This is a genomic window from Bradyrhizobium sp. CCGE-LA001 (assembly GCF_000296215.2).
GTDB lineage: Bacteria > Pseudomonadota > Alphaproteobacteria > Rhizobiales > Xanthobacteraceae > Bradyrhizobium.
Map to the genome: position 1 here is coordinate 3,597,315 of NZ_CP013949.1, position 17,573 is coordinate 3,614,887.

Genomic DNA, 17,573 nt, shown 5'->3' on the forward strand with positions numbered 1-17,573 from the left:
TTTACCGCCCCGCAAACAGCGCCCGTTCGCGGTCCACAATCTCGCCGATATAATCTGCCACCGCCCGGATCCGCGCGAGATCCTTGCTGTCGGCGTGCATCAGCATCCAGAACGTCCGCGTGATCGAGATCTCCTCCGGCAGCACCGCCACGAGCTGCGGATAGTCGCTCGCCATGAAATGCGGCAGCACCGCAATGCCGAAGCCGGAGAGCGTGGCATTGAGCTGCGCGATCAAATTGGCGCTGCGGAAGCGCGCGGAGATCTTCGGCGACACCTGCGGCAGATAGTCGAGCTCCGGCGTGAACAGCAGCTCCTCGATATAACCGACGAAGCGGTGCTGCGGCAGGTCCTGCCGGGACGCGATTTTTGGAAAGCGGTCGAGATAGGTGGGAGCGGCGTACAGCCCGAGGCGGTAGTCGAGCAGCTTGCGGCCAACGATACGGCCTTCCTTCGGCATGGTCAGGCTGATCGCGATGTCGGCCTCGCGCTTGGAGAGGCTGAACAGCCGCGCGGTCGCCACGAGTTGCAGGTCGAGATCGGGATAGCGGTCGGCGAAGGGAGCGAGCCGTGGCGCCAGGAAGGCAGTGCCGAACCCGTCGGGTGCGCCGATCCGCACCGTCCCGGTCAACCGCGCCACGGAGCCGCCGACCTGCTCCTGGTTGGCGACGATGGTCGATTCCATCGCTTCCGCGCTGTCGGCGACCCGCTGCCCGGCCTCGGTGAGGAGATAGCCGGTCTTGCGCCGGTCAAACAGCTTGGCAGACAGGTGCTTCTCCAGCCGATCGACGCGGCGGATCACCGTGGCATGGTCCACGCCGAGCTGTTTTGCCGCAGCCGACACCGACCCGCCCCGCACGATGGCCAGCACGAAGCGAAAGTCGTCCCAGTCGATGCTACCTTGATCTAGCATTTTCGCACATCTATGGTGCAATATCTCAGACTTGAATCCCAATAAATGCAGGTCGATAGGATTTGTCAAAGCGTTCACGCTCGGCCTCAAGGAGATCATTTGATGCGTTCAGTCGGACATTTCATCGGTGGCAAGGAAGTGAAGGGCACGTCCGGCCGGACGGCAGACGTCTTTGAGCCGATGACCGGTGACGTCCAGGCCAAGGTCGCGCTGGCGTCCAAGGCCGAGGTCCGCGCCGCCGTCGAAAACGCGCGCGCCGCGCAGCCGGAATGGGCCGCGACCAATCCGCAGCGCCGCGCCCGCGTCATGATGAAATTCGTCGAGCTGGTGCAGCGCGACTACGACAAGCTTGCCGAGCTGCTCGCCCGCGAGCACGGCAAGACCGTTCCCGACGCCAAGGGCGACATCCAGCGCGGCCTCGAAGTCGCCGAATTCGCCTGCGGCATCCCGCATCTGATGAAGGGCGAATACACCGAAGGCGCCGGCCCCGGCATCGACATCTATTCGCTGCGCCAGCCGCTCGGCGTCGTCGCCGGCATCACGCCGTTCAATTTCCCGGCGATGATTCCGATGTGGAAATTCGCGCCCGCGATCGCCTGCGGCAACGCCTTCATCCTGAAGCCGTCCGAGCGCGACCCCGGCGTGCCGATGCTCCTGGCCGAGCTCATGATGGAAGCGGGTCTGCCGGCCGGCATCCTCAACGTCGTCAACGGCGACAAGGAGGCAGTCGATGCCATCCTCGACGATCCCGACATCAAGGCAGTGGGCTTCGTCGGCTCCACGCCGATCGCGCAGTACATCTATGAGCGCGCCGCGCAAACCGGCAAGCGCTGCCAGTGCTTCGGCGGCGCCAAGAACCACGCCATCATCATGCCCGACGCGGATATGGACCAGGCCGTCGACGCGCTGATTGGCGCCGGCTACGGCTCGGCCGGCGAGCGCTGCATGGCGGTCTCGGTCGCCGTTCCCGTCGGCAAGTCCACCGCCGACCGCCTGATGGAGAAGCTGATCCCGCGCGTCGAGAGCCTCAAGATCGGCACCTCGATCGATCCGTCGGCCGATTACGGTCCGCTGGTCACGCGCGAGGCAGTCGAGAAGGTCAAGAGCTACATCGACATCGGCATCAAGGAAGGCGCGACGCTCGCCGTCGACGGCCGCGGCTTCAAGATGCAGGGCTACGAGAACGGCTTCTATCTCGGCGGTTCGCTGTTCGACAACGTCACCAAGGACATGCGGATCTACAAGGAAGAGATCTTCGGCCCCGTGCTCTCGGTCGTCCGTGCGCATGACTACAAGGAGGCGCTGGCGCTGCCGTCGGATCACGACTACGGCAACGGCGTTGCCATCTTCACCCGTGACGGCGACGCCGCCCGCGACTTCGCGGCCAAGGTCAATGTCGGCATGGTCGGCATCAATGTGCCGATCCCCGTGCCGATCGCGTACTACACCTTCGGCGGCTGGAAGAAGTCGGGCTTCGGCGATCTCAACCAGCACGGCCCGGATTCGGTCCGCTTCTACACCAAGACCAAGACGGTGACCTCGCGCTGGCCGTCCGGCGTCAAGGAAGGCGCGGAGTTCTCGATCCCGCTGATGAAGTAAGGCTGTAGCCCAGCCCGTCATTGCGAGCGCAGCGAAGCAGTCCAGAATCTTTCCGCAGAGACGGTCTGGATTGCTTCGTCGCTTCGCTCCTCGCAATGACGAGGATGGTGAGGAGCCCAGCATGCAGTTCGCTCTGAACGAGGATCAGATCGCGGTTCGCGACATGGCGCTCGCGTTTGCCGCCGAGAAGATCGCGCCACACGCGCTGCGATGGGACGAGGAGAAGCATTTCCCCGTCGAGGTGATGCGCGAGGCCGCAAGCCTCGGCATGGGCGGCATCTACATCCGCGACGACGTCGGCGGCTCCGCCATGTCGCGGTTCGACGCGGCGCTGATCTTCGAGGCGCTGGCGACGGGCTGTCCGACCACCTCAGCCTTCATCTCCATCCACAACATGGCGAGCTGGATGATCGATGCCTTCGGCAGCGACACCCAGCGCCAGACGTGGTTGCCGAAGCTCTGCTCGATGGAGCTGATCGCGAGCTACTGCCTGACCGAGCCGGGCGCGGGCTCCGACGCGGCGGCGCTCCGCACCCGCGCGGTGCGCGAAGGCGATCATTACGTCCTGAATGGCCAGAAGCAGTTCATTTCGGGCGCCGGCGGTACCGATCTCCTAGTCGCGATGGTCAGGACCGGCGGTGACGGTCCCGGCGGCATCTCGACCCTCGTGATCGACGGCAAGACACCGGGCGTCTCCTTCGGCGCCAACGAGCGCAAGATGGGCTGGAACGCGCAGCCGACCCGCGCCGTGATGTTCGAGAACGCCCGCGTGCCGGTGGCCAATCGCTTGAGCGAGGAGGGCGTCGGCTTCAAGATCGCGATGGCTGGCCTCGACGGCGGCCGCCTCAACATCACAGCCTGTTCGCTCGGCGGCGCGCAGACCGCGCTCGACAAGGCGCGCAGCTACATGAAGGAGCGCAAGGCGTTCGGAAAGCGGCTCGACGAATTCCAGGCGCTGCAATTCCGCCTCGCCGACATGGCGATCGAGCTCGAGGCCGCGCGCACCTTTTTGTGGCGGGCGGCAGCGGCGCTCGACCGCAAGGACCCCGATGCCACCATGCTGTGCGCCATGGCAAAACGCTTCGGGACCGATGTCGGCTTCGAGGTCGCCAACCACGCGCTGCAGCTTCACGGCGGCTACGGCTATCTCAGCGAATACGGCATCGAGAAGATCGTACGCGATCTGCGCGTGCACCAGATCCTCGAAGGCACCAACGAAATCATGCGGCTCATCGTGGCGCGCAAACTGATCGAGGGCGCGCGATGAGTTCAGTGGAAGAGGGCGATCTCATCGTCCGCCGCGAGGGCGCGGCGGGCGTGATCCGGCTCAACAGGCCGAAGGCGCTCAATGCCATGACCTTGGAGATGTCCATCGGCATCGACGGGGCACTGGATCGTTTCGAGGCCGATCCGGACGTCGCCGTGATCGTGCTGGAGGGCGCGGGCGAGCGCGGCCTTTGCGCCGGCGGCGATATCAGGGGCCTCTGGGAGAGTTCGCACGCAGGCGGCGACCTCGGCGCGCGGTTCTGGCGCCAGGAATACGTCATGAACGCACGGATCGCGAAATATCCGAAGCCTTATGTCGCATTCATGGACGGCCTCGTGATGGGCGGCGGCGTCGGCCTATCCGGCCATGCCAGCCATCGTGTCGTCACCGATCGCACCAAGCTTGCGATGCCCGAGGTCGGGCTCGGCTTCTTCCCGGATGTCGGCGGCACCTGGCTGCTCTCGCGCTCGCCCGGCGAGATCGGCACCTATTTCGGCCTGACCGGCCAGACCATGAACGGGCCGGATGCGATCCACGCCAGGTTCGCGAACGCCGTGGTGCCGGCGGCGAAATGGCCGGAGTTGCGCGAGGCGCTGACCAGGGTTCGTCACGGCGCGACCGCGGCCGATGTCAGCAAGCTCATCGATGGCTTCGCGACGGGCGAGACGGCCGGACCGGTCGCCGCCAAACAGGCGGCGATCGATGCGCTGTTCGGGTTTGACCGGATGGAGGACATCTTCGCTGCGCTTGCGCGCGACGGCTCCGAATTCGCAATGGCCACGCTGAAGACGCTCAACGAAAAATCGCCGCGTGGCATGGTGGTGACGCTGAAGCTGCTGCGGCTCGCGCGCAAATCTTCGAGCCTGGAAGAGTGTCTGGTGCGAGAATATCGCGCGGCGCTGGAGGTGTTCCGCAGCGACGATTTCCGCGAGGGCGTGCGTGCGGCCGTGATCGACAAGGACCGCAATCCGACCTGGTCGCCGCCGCGGATCGAGGATGTGACGCCTGAGATGCTTGCGCCGTATCTCGCCGAGATCGGCGTTGATGAACTGAAGTTCAACTGACAACGCGACAGCGGAGGAAACGATAATGGCCACGATCGCATTCATCGGTCTCGGCAATATGGGCGGCCCGATGGCGGCTAATCTCGTCAAGGCCGGCCATAAGGTCGTCGCCTTCGACCTGGTCGAGGCTTCGCGCGCGCAAGCCAAGGCCGATGGCGCCGGCATCGCCGACAGCGCCGCGGGCGCAGTGAAGGGCGCCGATGTCGTCGTCACCATGCTGCCGGCCGGCAAGCACGTGCTCGGCGTCTGGAGCGAGGTCGTTCCCGCCATGACCAAGGGCGCGCTGATCATCGATAGCTCCACCATCGACGTCGAAAGCGCGCGTCAGGCCCATGCGCTCGCCGCCAAGCACGGCGTGCTCTCGGTCGACGCGCCGGTCTCCGGCGGCACCGGTGGCGCCAAGGGCGCAACGCTGACCTTCATGTGCGGCGGCGAGGAGAGTGCGTTCGCGGCGGCCAAGCCCGTGCTGGAGAAGATGGGCAAGAAGATCGTCCATTGCGGCGGCGGCGGCGCGGGGCAGGCGGCCAAGATCTGCAACAACATGATCCTCGGCATTTCCATGATCGCGGTGAGCGAGGCCTTTGCACTCGGTGAGAAGCTCGGACTCTCACATCAGGCGCTGTTCGACGTCGCCTCGACCTCGTCGGGCCAGTGCTGGTCGCTGACGACCTATTGTCCGGTTCCGGGTCCGGTGCCGACCTCGCCGGCCAATAACGATTACAAGCCGGGCTTTGCCTCGGCCCTGATGGTGAAGGATCTGACCCTGGCGCAGGACGCGGCCAAGGCTGCGGGCGCGGCAACGCCGCTCGGCAAGCATGCGCAGGAGATCTATCAGTCTTTCGACGCAGCAGGCCAGGGCGGGGTGGATTTTTCCGGAATTATCAAGCACGTTAGGAGTCTAGCCGGGAAAGCTTGATGACGACATTCCAGGAAGCGCGCGCGTTTCTGCTAAAGCACCGCACGGATTACGAGACAGCGGTCGAAGGTTTTCGCTGGCCCGATCCGGTTCCCTTCAACTGGGCGCTCGACTGGTTCGACGCCGAGCTGGCGGCGAATGCGGACAGCAAGGATCGCCCCGCGCTCTGGATCGTCGATGCTGCCCAGGACAAGCAGACCAAGCTGTCTTTCGCGGCACTCTCGAAGCGTTCGAACCAGATCGCCAACTTCCTGCGCGCGCAGGGCTTGAATCGCGGCGATCACCTTCTGCTGCTCCTCGGCAATGTGGTTCCGCTATGGGAGACGATGCTGGCGGCGATGAAGCTTGGCGTTGTCGTGATCCCCGCGACGACGCTGCTGACCGCCGAAGAACTTCGCGACCGGCTCGGTCGCGGCAGGGCGAAGGCGGTGGTGGCGGCCGAGGACCAGGTCGCGAAATTCGCCAGCCTTGGCGCCGAGAACATCGCTCGCATCGTGGTCGGCACGGCATCCGATGGCTGGCTGTCCTATGACGAGGCGGCGAACGCCTCGGACAGTTTTTCAGCCGACGGTCCGACCAACGCCGATGACCCGATGCTGCTCTATTTCACCTCGGGCACGACGGCGAAACCAAAGCTGGTTCGGCACAGCCAGCGCAGCTACCCGGTCGGTCATCTCTCAACCATGTACTGGATCGGGCTGCAGCCCGGTGACGTCCATCTCAACATCTCGTCGCCCGGCTGGGCCAAGCACGCCTGGAGCTGTTTTTTTGCTCCGTGGAATGCAGGGGCGACTGTGTTCGTGGTCAACCAGCCGCGCTTCGACGCAAAAGCTCTGCTCACTACCATCGGCCGTTGCGGCGTCACCACGCTGTGCGCGCCGCCGACGGTGTGGCGGTTGTTCATCCAGGAGAACCTGGCCTCGTTCAAGGTCGCGCTTCGCGAGGTCTGCGGCGCCGGCGAGCCGCTCAATCCCGAAGTGATCGACCAGGTGCAGGCCGCGTGGGACCTGACCATTCGTGACGGCTACGGCCAGACCGAGACCACCGCGCTTGCAGGCAACTCACCGGGCCAGCCGATCAAGGTCGGCTCGATGGGGCGGCCGCTGCCGGGCTATCGCGTGCAGGTCAGCGATGCCGACGGCCATCCGGTTAGGGAAGGCGAGGTGGCATTGTTGCTGGGCGCCGATCGTCCCGCCGGTTTGATGCAAGGCTATCAGGGCGATGACGGCAAGCTCTCCGGTGCGGAAGGCCAGCTCTATCGCAGCGGCGACGTCGTGTTCGCGGACGAGGACGGCTATCTCACCTTCGTCGGCCGTTCCGACGACGTGTTCAAATCCTCCGACTACCGCATCAGCCCTTTCGAGCTGGAGAGCGTGCTGCTCGAGCATGAGCTGGTAGCGGAAGCCGCGGTGGTGCCGAGCCCCGATCCGATCCGGCTCGCCATTCCCAAGGCCTTCGTGCTGCTGACCTCAGGTGCGGAGCGCTCGCCGGAGACCGCTCTCTCCATCTTCAAGCACCTGCACACGCGCCTTGCGCCGTTCAAGCGCATCCGCCGCCTCGAAATCGTCACGGAGCTGCCGAAGACGATTTCTGGAAAGATCCGCCGCGTTCAGCTACGCAGGCTGGAACGCGACGATGATCGCAATGATCCGCTGCGCGGCCGGGAATTCCGTGAGGAGGATTTCCCGGAGCTGGCGAAGACACGAGGTGAGGCCTAAGTGAACGAAGTCTGGAAGAAGCCGCCGATCACGCTCGATGCCTATCAGGCCATGGTCGGCAAGGAGATCGGCGTGTCGTCGTGGCACCTGATTGACCAGCCCCGCATCGATACTTATGCCGACGTGATCGAGGATCACCAGTTCATCCACGTCGATCCGGAACGGGCGAAAAAGGAGACCGCGTTCGGCACCACCATCGCGCACGGCTTCCTCACGATGTCGCTGATGTCGATCATGTCCTACGAGGTGATGCCCGTGATCGCGGGCACCACGATGGGTGTGAACTACGGCTTCGACAAGCTGCGCTTCATCTCGCCGGTCCGCTCCGGCAAGCGCGTGCGCGGCCGCTTCGCGCTGGCCGAAGCCAAGCTGCGCAAGCCGAACGAATTGCAGTCCCGCACCAATGTCACCGTCGAGATCGAAGGCGAGGACAAGCCCGCGCTGGTCGCGGAATGGCTGGGTTTGATCTATTTCGCGTAGACTCCGCCGTTGTTGCCGGGCTTGACCCGGCAACCCATCGCTGCTCAAAAAGCTGTCAAATCGCGCGTTTTCGCCCTCTCCCCTTGTGGGAGAGGGTGGCTTCGCGGAGCGAAGCCGGGTGAGGGGTCTCTCTCCGCGGACTCGCTTGTAAAGACAACCCCTCATCCGGCGCTTCGCGCCACCTTCTCCCACAAGGGGAGAAGGAAGAAGAAGCAGGAACTGCACAATGGCAATCAGGTTCGACGGACGCGTCGCCATCGTTACCGGCGCGGGCAATGGTCTCGGCAAGGCGCATGCGCTGGGATTGGCCAGCCGCGGCGCCAAGGTCGTCGTCAACGATTTCGGCGGCGCGCGTGACGGCACTGGCGGCTCCTTGTCGCCGGCGGAAGCGGTGGTCGAGGAGATCCGCAAGGCCGGCGGCACCGCGATGGCCGACGGCGCCGACGTCTCGAATTTCGAGCAGGTCACCGCCATGGTCGAGCGCGCCACCAAGGAATGGGGCAGCGTCGATCTCTTGTGTGCCAATGCCGGCATCCTGCGCGACAAATCATTCGGCAAGATGGAAGCCGCCGATTTCCAGAAGGTGCTCGACGTGCACCTCGTCGGCACCTTCTATTGCTGCAAGGCGGCCTGGGCCGGCATGCGCGACCGCAATTACGGCCGCATCGTGCTGACCACCTCGTCCTCCGGCCTCTACGGCAATTTCGGCCAGGCCAATTACGGCGCGGCGAAGTCGGGCATGGTCGGCTTGATGAACGTGCTGGCCGAGGAAGGCCGCAAGAACGATATCCGCGTCAACATCATCTCGCCGACGGCGGCGACCCGCATGACCGAAGAGCTGCTGCCGCCGCAGGCGCTACAGCTGATGAAGCCGAACGCCATCACGCCGGCAGTCGAGTACATGCTGAGCGAGGACGCGCCGACCCGCACCATCATGGGAGCCGGCGCCGGCTCTTTCGCCGTGATCAAGATTTTGGAGAGCGAAGGCATCAACCTGCCGGAGTCCGAATGGACCCCGGACGCGGTCGCCGCGCACTTCGCCGAGATCAGCGACATGTCGAAGGCCAAGGCGCTGACAGGTGCGTTCGAGCAGACGCAGAAATACGTGGCTCAAGCCGCGGCGCGAGCTGGGATCAAGCTGTAAGCGAGAGCATAAGGGCACTCTCAGCCGTCATGGCCGGGCTTGATCCGGCCATCCACGTTCTTGAGCACCTCGCGCGTGGCTCTCGTGAATGCCGGGACAAGCCCGGGCATGACGACCTGTTATAAGCCGCCGATCTTGGCCTAAACTCCCGCTATGACCAAAACGGACTCACAAATCGCCGTCATCGGCGCCGGACCCGCCGGGCTGATGGCGGCGGAGGTGCTGGCGCAGGGCGGCGCCCGCGTCACCGTCTACGACGCGATGCCGTCCGCGGGCCGCAAGTTCCTGATGGCGGGGCGCGGCGGGCTCAATCTCACCCACAGCGAACCGCTCGTCCAGTTCATGGCGCGCTATCGCGAGGCGGCGCCGAAGCTGCGAGCGGCGATCGAGCCGCTTCCGCCGGATGCGCTGCGCGCCTGGAGCGAGGCGCTGGGCGAGCCGACCTTCGTCGGCACCAGCGGCCGCGTGTTTCCGAAGGCATTCAAGGCCTCGCCCTTGCTGCGCGCCTGGCTGCGGCGGCTCGATGCCAGCGGCGTGCGGTTCGCATTTCGTCATCGCTGGATCGGTTGGGACGGCGAGGGGCGGCTGCGGTTTCAGACGCTCGACGGCATGCTTGCCGTCGCCGCGGACGCCACCGTGCTGGCGCTGGGCGGTGCAAGCTGGCCGCGCTTGGGATCGGACGGCCATTGGACGACAATCCTCGCCGACAAGGGCATCGCGATCTCCCCGCTGCGTCCGGCGAATTGCGGCTTCACGGTTAGCTGGTCGGATGTCTTCCGCGCGCGTTTCGAGGGCCAGCCGCTCAAGGCGATTGCGCTGAGCTTCGGCCCGCACAGCCTTCGCGGCGAAGCGATCGTCACGCAAGCCGGGATCGAGGGAGGTGCGATCTATGCCCTTTCGGCCGAACTGCGCGAGGCGGTTGGCGCGAAGGGCGAGGCGGTGCTGCAGATCGCCCTCCGTCCGGACGTCGATCAGGTCGAACTGGTCAGGCGCCTGTCCGCATCGCGCGGCAAACAGTCATTCTCGAATTTCCTTCGGAAGGCAGCGCAGCTTTCGCCCGTCGCAGTTGGCCTGCTTCAGGAAGCCGCGATCAGCGCAGGTCAGTCGCTATCGGCGATGTCGCCGGAGCGATTGGCCGAGCTCATCAATAGCGTACCGATCAAGCTCACGGGCGTGGCGCCTATCGCGCGCGCGATCTCGAGTGCCGGAGGCATCTCGTTCGACGAACTCGATACGCATTATATGATCCGCAAGCTGCCGGGCGTATTCGCCGCCGGCGAGATGCTGGACTGGGAGGCGCCGACCGGCGGCTATCTGCTGCAGGCGTCGTTTGCGACGGGCGCTGCCGCGGGCAGGGGCCTGCTGGAGTGGCTCGCCCAATCGCAGAAATCGTAGGGTGGGCAAAGGCGCGAAGCGCCGTGCCCACCATCTTTCGCAATTACGGCGAGAACTCGTGGGCACGCTTCGCTTTGCCACCCTACGGTGGCCTGCCCCTACCTGAGCTTGCCCCGCGCCGCGACCGGCAGCGTGCCGATGATCTCCTCGCCGCGCACCATCACCACCTCGTCCATCATGTTGACGACGACGCAGACGTGGTTGGGCACGATGCGGACGATATCGCCGACATTCGGCCGCGTGTTGCTGCGGGAGAGGTCGAGGAAGCCGTGCTCCTCGGCGAATTTAGCGATTCTGGCCTCGGGATGCTCGAGAATTAGGCCGTGACCCTCGAGCCCACCGGTGTCCGAGGTCAGCGTCTTCGAGCCGGCGTCGAGGATGCCGCGCTCGGGCGCGGCGCGGCTCACCACCGTCGAATAGATGTGCAGCGCGCAATCGTCCCAGGTGGCGACGCCGGCGGCGACCTGCATGCGGTCGTTATAGATATACGTTCCGAAGCGATGCTCGGTGCCGCCCTTGAGCTTGCCAAGATTCTTCAGGTTCGGCGTGCCGCCGGTGGAGACGATCTTTGCATCGAGGCCGTGCGCGCGTACGCCCGCCAGTGCCTCGTCATAGAACTTCTGCGCGTCTGCCCAGCCGGTCTCGGTCGGGTACATCATGAAGCCCGCGAATTCGAGTCCCTTGGACCCGGCGATCTCGCGCGCCAGCGCGATCGCTTCGGCCGGCGTCTCGACGCCCGCGCGCTTGCGCCCCGTGTCGCACTCGACCACGACCGAGAGCGGACGCCCCGATGCGGCGGCCGCCTTGGGCAGCCCTGCGACGACGGTCGAATTGTCGGCGGCGACCGTCATGTTGGCCTTCGCCTGGAGCGCGCCGAGCCGGGCCATCTTCTCCTCGCCGAGCAGATTGAAGCTGATCAGGATGTCGTCGATGCCGGCATTGGCCATGATCTCGGCTTCGCCGAGCTTCTGGCACGTGATGCCCTTCGCGCCCGCGGCGACCTGCATCTTGGCTATGGTCGGGTTCTTGTGCGTCTTGATGTGGGGCCTGTTGGAGACGCCGGCGTCGTCGCAGGCCTTCTGGATCCGCGCGATGTTGCGCTCGACCCGATCCATGTCGATGACGGCACAGGGCGTTCCATATTCGCGGGCGATCTTGGCGGCGAGGGGAGTGGTCATTTTTTAAGCCTGCTCTATTTCTTCGCGAAGCATTTCCAGTTCGAGCCAGCGCTCTTCAGCGGCGGACAGTTCTTCGTGCGCCTTGGCGATGGCGGCCGAGGTCTCGTCGAATTTCTTGCGATCCTTGGTGTAGAGATTGGGATCGTCGAGCACGCGCTGTAGCCTGGCGATGTCGGCTTGCAGCGTTTCCATCTTCTTCGGCAGAGTTTCCAGCGCGTGCTTCTCGTTGAAGCTCAGCTTCCGCTTCGGCACTGATGCGGCCGGAGCGGCGGAGCGCTCCTCTTTCTTTTCGGCCGGGGCTTGCGCCTTCGCCGTCTCGCGCTTCAGGTCGGCGCCGCGCTGTGCCAGCATGTCGCTATAGCCGCCGGCATATTCGATCCATTTGCCGTTGCCCTCAGGTGCGATCACGGAGGTGACGACGCGGTCGAGGAAGTCGCGGTCGTGGCTGATCAGGATGACCGTGCCCTCGTAGTCGCCGAGCATCTCCTCGAGCACGTCGAGCGTTTCGAGATCGAGATCGTTGGTCGGCTCGTCCAGCACCAGCAGGTTCGAAGGTTTCGCCAGCGCGCGTGCCAGCATCAGCCGGCCACGCTCGCCGCCCGACAGCACTTCTACCGGCGTGCCGCGCTGCTCCTGCGCGAACAGGAAGTCCTTCATGTAGCCCACGACATGCTTCGGCTTGCCGCCGACCATGATCTGGTCGCCACGGCCGCCGGTTAGGGCTTCGGCCAGCGTCGATTTGGGATCGAGGCTTTCACGGTGCTGGTCGAGGGTCGCGATCTCCAGATTGGCCCCGAGCCGGACGGTGCCGGTGTCCGGCTGCATGCCGCCGGTGAGCAGATTGACCAGCGTGGTCTTGCCGGCGCCGTTGGGGCCGATGATGCCGAGCCGATCGCCACGCTGGATGCGGGTGGAGAAATTCTCGACGATCTTACGATCGCCATAGGCCTTGTTGATGCCCTTCGCCTCGATCACGAGCTTGCCGGATTGCTCGGCCTCGGCCGCGGCGAGACTGGCGGTGCCAGCGGTGCCGCGATGGTTGCGGCGCTGGTCGCGCAGCGCATGCAGATTGGCGAGCCGCTTGACGTTGCGCTTGCGCCGGCCGGAGACGCCGTGACGCAGCCAGTGCTCCTCGTCCACGATCTTGCGGTCGAGCTTGTGCTGGTCACGCTCTTCCTCCGCCAGCACCTCGTCGCGCCAGCTCTCGAAGGAGGCAAAGCCGCGGTCGATCTGCTTGATCCGGCCGCGATCGAGCCAGGCGGTCGAACGCGACAGATTGGTGAGGAAGCGGCGGTCGTGGCTGATCAGCACCAGCGCGCTGCGGCGGCTGTCGAGCTCCTTTTCGAGCCACTCGATGGTGGAGAGATCGAGATGGTTGGTCGGCTCGTCCAGCAGCAAGATGTCCGGCGAGGGCGCCAGCACGCGGGCGAGCGCGGCACGACGGGCCTCGCCGCCGGATACGTTGGCCGGATTCTCGTTGCCGGTGAGGCCGAGCTGCTCGACCAGGTAGCGCGCCTGGTATGGGTCGTCACCGGGCGCGAGCCCGGCCTCGACATAGGCGAGCGTCGTCTTGTGCTCGCCAAAATCCGGCTCCTGCGGGAGGTAGCGGACCGTGGCGCCGGGCTGCACGAAGCGCGTGCCGCCATCGGGCTCGACCAGGCCGGCCGCGATCCTCAGCAGCGTCGACTTGCCCGAACCGTTGCGGCCGATCAGGCAGACGCGCTCGCTTGGCGCGACGTTGAGCTCGACGCCCGACAGCAGCGGCGTGCCACCAAAGGTCAGCCTGATATCTTTCAGTTGGATCAGCGGCGGCGCCATGGTCAGCCTTAGCTCGTTGCGGCCTGATCGGCACGGCGGCGCTGGATCCGGCGCAGCGTCTGGTCGAGCGCCGAAAGGAAGGCGGAGCGATCGCGGGGCGCGAACGAGCGTGGACCACCAGTGACTTCGCCGGCCGAGCGCAAATCCGTCATGAGATTTCGCACCGCCAGCGTCATCCCGATCGATTCTTCCGTGAACGGCTTTCCGTTCGGCGCGATCACGTCCGCGCCGGCCTTGACGCAGCGGCTCGCCAGCGGAATGTCCGATGTCACGACGACGTCGCCGTGCCGGGCACGCTCGGCGATCCAGTCGTCGGCGGCGTCCATGCCGGCGCCGGCAGCGATGCGCTCGATCAGCGGATCCTGCGGCACGCGGATGAAATTGCCGGCGACGACGCTCACGGGCACGCCATGCCGGAGCGCGACGCGGTAAATCTCGTCCTTCACCGGACAGGCGTCGGCGTCGACATAGATGCGGGTGGGGGTGTCATTCATTCGCCGCGTGGTACCCCATTCGGGCCGCAAAGGCGAGGGGATTGACCGGTGTTCCCAGGGCTCTACGATCGGCCCTCAACCAACAAGAATTCGAGGGAACGCCCGTCATGCCGAACCGGCTCGAAACCTACCGCGTCGAGGCCTACAACACCGCCAAGCAATCCGAAAACAAGATGCATGACGACAATGTGGCGCGCCGCTTCGGCTTTTCCGGCGGGCTCGTCCCGGGCGTCGATGTCTTCGCCTACATGATGCACGTGCCGATTGCCCGCTGGGGCCGCGATTTCCTCCGCCGCGGGCTGGTCGAGGCCCGCTTCATCAAGCCGGTGTATGATGGCGAGACCGCCGATGTCGACGCCACCGAACACAACGAGCTGCTCACGATCGAGGTGTTCAGCCGCACTGAGCTGTGCGCCACGGGCACGGCCGCGCTGCCGGCCGCCGCACCTGCGGTCGCATTGAGCGACTATGTCGAGGTGCCCGCTGTCGCCGAGCGCAAACCGGTCAGCCCTGCAACGTTCGAGACCGGCAAGTGGCTCGGGACGACGCCGCGCCGCTGGGCGGGACAGGATGCGGCCGACTATCTCGCGGATGTCAGGGAGGCCGACCCGATCTTCGCCCGTGAGGGGCTCGGCCATCCCGGCCTGATCCAGCGCGTCATGAACCGCGTACTGGTGGACAACACCATCCTGGGTCCGTGGATTCACGTCGGCAGCCGCATGCAGCTGCTGTCAGCCGCGCGCACTGGCGACGAGATCACCGCGCGGGCGAAGGTCACCGCGAACTACGAGAAGAAAGGCCACCGCTTCGTCGAGCTCGACGCTCTCGTCGTCGCCAACGGTACGACGCCGCTGGCGCATTGCCAGCACACCGCGATCTATCAGCCGCGCGAACAGGCGGCAGCTTAGGGCTGGTGATTCCTCGCATTGACTGTCATTCCCCGCGAAGGCGGGGAATCCAGCACGCCGCATCGTCTCGGTTCTACCGCGCTGTCTCTGGAATACTGGATCGCCCGCCTTCGCGGGCGATGACAGCGGAAGCTGGGGAGCGCGCGTCTACGCCGCCTTCGCCTTCGCCTCCTGGATCGCGCGCCAAACCCGCTCCGGGGTCAGCGGCATGTCGATGTGCTTGATGCCGTAGTCGGAGAGCGCGTCCAGCACCGCGTTCACGACCGTCGACAGGCTGCCGGCGCAGCCGGCTTCGCCGCAGCCCTTGCTGCCAAGCGGATTGGTGGTCGCCGGCACCGGGTGATCGCCGACAGTCATGTTCGGCACGTCCTCGGCGCGGGGCAGGGCATAGTCCATCAGCGAGCCCGTGATCGGCTGGCCGCTCTCGTCGTAGCGGATGTGCTCCATCAGCGCCTGGCCGATGCCCTGGACGACGCCGCCATGGAGCTGGCCTTCGACCAACAGCGGGTTGATCACCGTGCCGAAATCGTTCACCGCGCTGTAGCGAACGATCTGCACCACGCCAGTCTCCGGGTCGATCTCGACCTCGGCGACGTGGCAGCCGTTCGGGAATGCCGAGGCGACCGGCTCGCTGGTGTGGTCGACATCGAGGCTATCGGGCACGCCGTCAGGCACCTTGCCGTCATGCAGCTTCCTGGCGAGCTCCATGATGTCGATGCTGCGATCGGTGCCGGCGATCGTGAAGCTGCCGCCTTCGAACTCGATGTCGGCCTCCGACGCTTCCAGCAGATGCGCCGCAACCCGCTTGCCCTTCTCGATGACGAGCTTTGCAGCCCCCACGATGGCCTGGCCGCTCGCGGTGATCGAACGCGAGCCGCCGGTGCCGTTGCCGGTGTGCACGATGTCGCTGTCGCCCTGCACGAGCTTCACGCTCTCGAAGGGGACGCCGAGCTGCTCGCACAGCACCTGCGCGAATGGCGTTGCATGACCCTGGCCGTAATCGAGCGTGCCGGTGACGAGCTGCACCGTGCCGTCAGAGTCGAACACGATCTTGCCGAGCTCGGGGCTCGGCGGTGCCGTGACCTCGAGATAGGAGCCGACCGCAATGCCGCGCAGCTTGCCGGCCTTCTTGCTCTCCTTCTTGCGCTTGGCGAAATTCTCGTGGTCGGAGATCTCCAGTGCCTTGTTGAACACCGCCTGGAAGTCACCGCTGTCATAGGTGACGCCGGAGGACGCCTGGAACGGGATCTGGTTCGGCTTGATGAAGTTGCGCTTGCGCAAGGTCAGCCGGTTGATGCCCATCTCGTCGGCGGCGCGGTCGATCAGCCGCTCCATGTAATAGTTCGCTTCGGGCCGGCCGGCGCCGCGATAGGCGCCCATCAGCGTGGTGTTGGTCAGCACCACCTTGATGTCGACGCCCATCAGCGGCGTACGATAGACACTGGAAAAATTCTTGCCGGTGTTGAGCGAGAGTGGGCCGGGCGCAACGCCGGTGATGTAGGCGCCGAGATTGCCGTAGCCTTCGAGCTTGGCCGCGAGGAAATGACCCTCGGCATCGAGCGCCAGCTCGCCGTGGATCTTCTGCGCGCGGCCGTGGCTGTCGGAGAGGAAGCTGGTGGAGCGTTCGTCCAGCCACTTCACGGGACGGCCGAGCGCCTTCGCCGCATACAGGATGCACATATATTCGGGATAGTTGATGTTCTTCATTCCGAAGGAGCCGCCGACATTGGCGGTGAGGATGCGCACCTTCTCGTTCGGCACTTTCAGGTTCTTGGCGAGATTGGCGCGGTTGCCGGCAACGCCCTGGGTCGGCACCTGAAGCGTGTAGCGTTCGGCCTTCTTGTCGTAGGAGGCGAGCCCGACGCGCGGCTCCATCGAGACCACCGCGACGCGCGTGTTCTCGATATCGATCTTGGTGACATGGGCAGCGCTGGCGAAGGCGGCGTTGACCTTGTCCATGTCGCCATAGTGATAATCGAGCGCGACATTGTTCGGGATATGGTCATAGAGCTGCGGCGCGCCGGGCCTGGCGGCTTCCTCGGGGTCCGTCACCGCCGGCAGCGGCTCGATGTCGAGTTCGACCGCTTCAGCCGCATCGCGCGCCTGAGCCAGCGTCTCGGCCACCACGAAGGCGACGGGATCGCCGACGAAGCGGACCTTGTCGGTCGCCAGCGGCTGGCGGTTGGTCTGGAGCAGGGGCGAGCCGTCGCGGCTCTTCAGCGGCAGGCCACAGGTGAAGGGGCCGTAGCCGGCGGCATCGAGATCCTTGCCGGTCCACACACCCAGCACGCCTGGCATCGCCTTGGCGGTATCGATGCCGATGCCGCGGATGATGCCATGGGCATGGGTGGAACGGACGACCACGGCATAGGCTTGGCCCGGCAGGTTGAAATCATCGGTATAGCGGCCCTTGCCGCGAACCAGCGTGTCGTCCTCCTTGCGGCGGACGGGCTGCCCGACGCCATATTTTTGCAGTGCAATAGCGTTTTCGAGCGTGGACGATTTGGTGTGTTCTTGCATGGGAATGACCTGAAAAGCCGGCATTTGCGCATTTTCGCGGCAGCGGGGGACCGGTCTCCTTGAGATAACCCACCACCCCGTTCACGACAACGCACGAATGGGCATGGTCCCATGTGATGCGTTGTTGCGCAGGCCGACCGCGCTGCTAATGTTTCAGGCGAA

14 protein-coding genes are annotated in these 17,573 nt (G+C 65.3%); 9 read left to right on the forward strand and 5 right to left on the reverse strand.

Features of this window, described 5'->3' with window-relative positions; all coding sequences use genetic code 11:
* Window position 1: 1 nt before the first annotated feature.
* Window positions 2–910 (reverse strand): LysR family transcriptional regulator, encoded by a 909-nt coding sequence (locus BCCGELA001_RS16495; RefSeq protein ID WP_008552278.1) that lies wholly within the window; start codon window positions 908–910, stop codon window positions 2–4.
* A 102-nt stretch (window positions 911–1,012) separates the two neighbouring features.
* Here BCCGELA001_RS16495 and BCCGELA001_RS16500 point away from each other — a divergent pair, with 102 nt between their 5' ends.
* The 8 genes from BCCGELA001_RS16500 to BCCGELA001_RS16535 all read left to right on the forward strand — a co-directional run bounded on the left by BCCGELA001_RS16500 (window position 1,013) and on the right by BCCGELA001_RS16535 (window position 10,493).
* Entirely contained in the window at window positions 1,013–2,509 is a 1,497-nt protein-coding gene (locus BCCGELA001_RS16500; protein WP_008552277.1) for a CoA-acylating methylmalonate-semialdehyde dehydrogenase, read from the forward strand.
* Between the two features lie 121 nt (window positions 2,510–2,630).
* The gene (locus BCCGELA001_RS16505; RefSeq protein ID WP_060735804.1) at window positions 2,631–3,776 is read left to right on the forward strand and encodes an isobutyryl-CoA dehydrogenase; all 1,146 of its coding nucleotides are present in this window, start codon (window positions 2,631–2,633) and stop codon (window positions 3,774–3,776) included.
* Complete coding sequence (locus BCCGELA001_RS16510; RefSeq protein WP_060735805.1) at window positions 3,773–4,840, forward strand: enoyl-CoA hydratase/isomerase family protein; 1,068 nt, start codon at window positions 3,773–3,775, stop codon at window positions 4,838–4,840. Before BCCGELA001_RS16505 ends, BCCGELA001_RS16510 begins: the two co-directional genes overlap by 4 nt.
* 25 nt (window positions 4,841–4,865) lie before the next feature.
* Entirely contained in the window at window positions 4,866–5,756 is an 891-nt protein-coding gene (mmsB, locus tag BCCGELA001_RS16515; RefSeq protein ID WP_060735806.1) for a 3-hydroxyisobutyrate dehydrogenase, read from the forward strand.
* A complete protein-coding gene (locus BCCGELA001_RS16520; protein WP_060737686.1) occupies window positions 5,756–7,474 on the forward strand; it encodes an AMP-binding protein in 1,719 nt (572 codons plus the stop codon). The genes mmsB and BCCGELA001_RS16520 overlap by 1 nt, the downstream gene beginning before the upstream one ends.
* Window positions 7,475–7,954, forward strand: a complete 480-nt coding sequence (locus tag BCCGELA001_RS16525) for a MaoC family dehydratase (RefSeq protein WP_060735807.1) — start codon at window positions 7,475–7,477, stop codon at window positions 7,952–7,954.
* A 226-nt stretch (window positions 7,955–8,180) separates the two neighbouring features.
* Window positions 8,181–9,098, forward strand: coding sequence for an SDR family NAD(P)-dependent oxidoreductase (locus tag BCCGELA001_RS16530; RefSeq protein WP_060735808.1), 918 nt, complete (start codon window positions 8,181–8,183; stop codon window positions 9,096–9,098).
* Between the two features lie 207 nt (window positions 9,099–9,305).
* A complete protein-coding gene (locus BCCGELA001_RS16535; protein ID WP_060737687.1) occupies window positions 9,306–10,493 on the forward strand; it encodes a TIGR03862 family flavoprotein in 1,188 nt (395 codons plus the stop codon).
* 98 nt (window positions 10,494–10,591) lie between these two features.
* On the opposite strand, the gene BCCGELA001_RS16540 is transcribed toward BCCGELA001_RS16535, so the two are convergent.
* The 3 genes from BCCGELA001_RS16540 to BCCGELA001_RS16550 are packed head-to-tail and all read right to left on the reverse strand — an operon-like array spanning window position 10,592 to window position 13,983.
* The gene (locus BCCGELA001_RS16540) at window positions 10,592–11,671 is read right to left on the reverse strand and encodes a D-TA family PLP-dependent enzyme (RefSeq protein WP_060735809.1); all 1,080 of its coding nucleotides are present in this window, start codon (window positions 11,669–11,671) and stop codon (window positions 10,592–10,594) included.
* Window positions 11,672–11,674: 3 nt separating this feature from the next.
* Window positions 11,675–13,489, reverse strand: a complete 1,815-nt coding sequence (locus BCCGELA001_RS16545; RefSeq protein ID WP_060735810.1) for an ABC-F family ATP-binding cassette domain-containing protein — start codon at window positions 13,487–13,489, stop codon at window positions 11,675–11,677.
* A gap of 8 nt (window positions 13,490–13,497) precedes the next feature.
* A complete protein-coding gene (locus BCCGELA001_RS16550) occupies window positions 13,498–13,983 on the reverse strand; it encodes a YaiI/YqxD family protein (RefSeq protein ID WP_008552202.1) in 486 nt (161 codons plus the stop codon).
* 107 nt (window positions 13,984–14,090) lie between these two features.
* Between BCCGELA001_RS16550 and BCCGELA001_RS16555 the strand changes: the two genes are divergently transcribed.
* Window positions 14,091–14,891 (forward strand): hypothetical protein, encoded by an 801-nt coding sequence (locus BCCGELA001_RS16555; protein WP_008552200.1) that lies wholly within the window; start codon window positions 14,091–14,093, stop codon window positions 14,889–14,891.
* A gap of 147 nt (window positions 14,892–15,038) precedes the next feature.
* Here BCCGELA001_RS16555 and BCCGELA001_RS16560 read toward each other — a convergent pair whose 3' ends face one another.
* Window positions 15,039–17,411: a xanthine dehydrogenase family protein molybdopterin-binding subunit gene (locus BCCGELA001_RS16560; RefSeq protein WP_060737688.1), complete on the reverse strand. Its 2,373-nt coding sequence runs from the start codon at window positions 17,409–17,411 to the stop codon at window positions 15,039–15,041.
* Between the last annotated feature and the right edge of the window lie 162 nt (window positions 17,412–17,573).

What these genes read in the sequence shown, in the direction of transcription:
- BCCGELA001_RS16545 (WP_060735810.1), bottom strand. Translation starts at nt 13,489, where the DNA reads ATGGCGCCGCCGCTGATCCAACTGAAAGATATCAGGCTGACCTTTGGT.
- BCCGELA001_RS16560 (WP_060737688.1), bottom strand. Translation starts at nt 17,411, where the DNA reads ATGCAAGAACACACCAAATCGTCCACGCTCGAAAACGCTATTGCACTG.
- BCCGELA001_RS16510 (WP_060735805.1), top strand. Translation starts at nt 3,773, where the DNA reads ATGAGTTCAGTGGAAGAGGGCGATCTCATCGTCCGCCGCGAGGGCGCG.
- BCCGELA001_RS16495 (WP_008552278.1), bottom strand. Translation starts at nt 910, where the DNA reads ATGCTAGATCAAGGTAGCATCGACTGGGACGACTTTCGCTTCGTGCTG.
- BCCGELA001_RS16555 (WP_008552200.1), top strand. Translation starts at nt 14,091, where the DNA reads ATGCCGAACCGGCTCGAAACCTACCGCGTCGAGGCCTACAACACCGCC.
- BCCGELA001_RS16530 (WP_060735808.1), top strand. Translation starts at nt 8,181, where the DNA reads ATGGCAATCAGGTTCGACGGACGCGTCGCCATCGTTACCGGCGCGGGC.
- BCCGELA001_RS16520 (WP_060737686.1), top strand. Translation starts at nt 5,756, where the DNA reads ATGACGACATTCCAGGAAGCGCGCGCGTTTCTGCTAAAGCACCGCACG.
- BCCGELA001_RS16505 (WP_060735804.1), top strand. Translation starts at nt 2,631, where the DNA reads ATGCAGTTCGCTCTGAACGAGGATCAGATCGCGGTTCGCGACATGGCG.
- BCCGELA001_RS16540 (WP_060735809.1), bottom strand. Translation starts at nt 11,671, where the DNA reads ATGACCACTCCCCTCGCCGCCAAGATCGCCCGCGAATATGGAACGCCC.
- mmsB (WP_060735806.1), top strand. Translation starts at nt 4,866, where the DNA reads ATGGCCACGATCGCATTCATCGGTCTCGGCAATATGGGCGGCCCGATG.
- BCCGELA001_RS16500 (WP_008552277.1), top strand. Translation starts at nt 1,013, where the DNA reads ATGCGTTCAGTCGGACATTTCATCGGTGGCAAGGAAGTGAAGGGCACG.
- BCCGELA001_RS16535 (WP_060737687.1), top strand. Translation starts at nt 9,306, where the DNA reads ATGGCGGCGGAGGTGCTGGCGCAGGGCGGCGCCCGCGTCACCGTCTAC.
- BCCGELA001_RS16550 (WP_008552202.1), bottom strand. Translation starts at nt 13,983, where the DNA reads ATGAATGACACCCCCACCCGCATCTATGTCGACGCCGACGCCTGTCCG.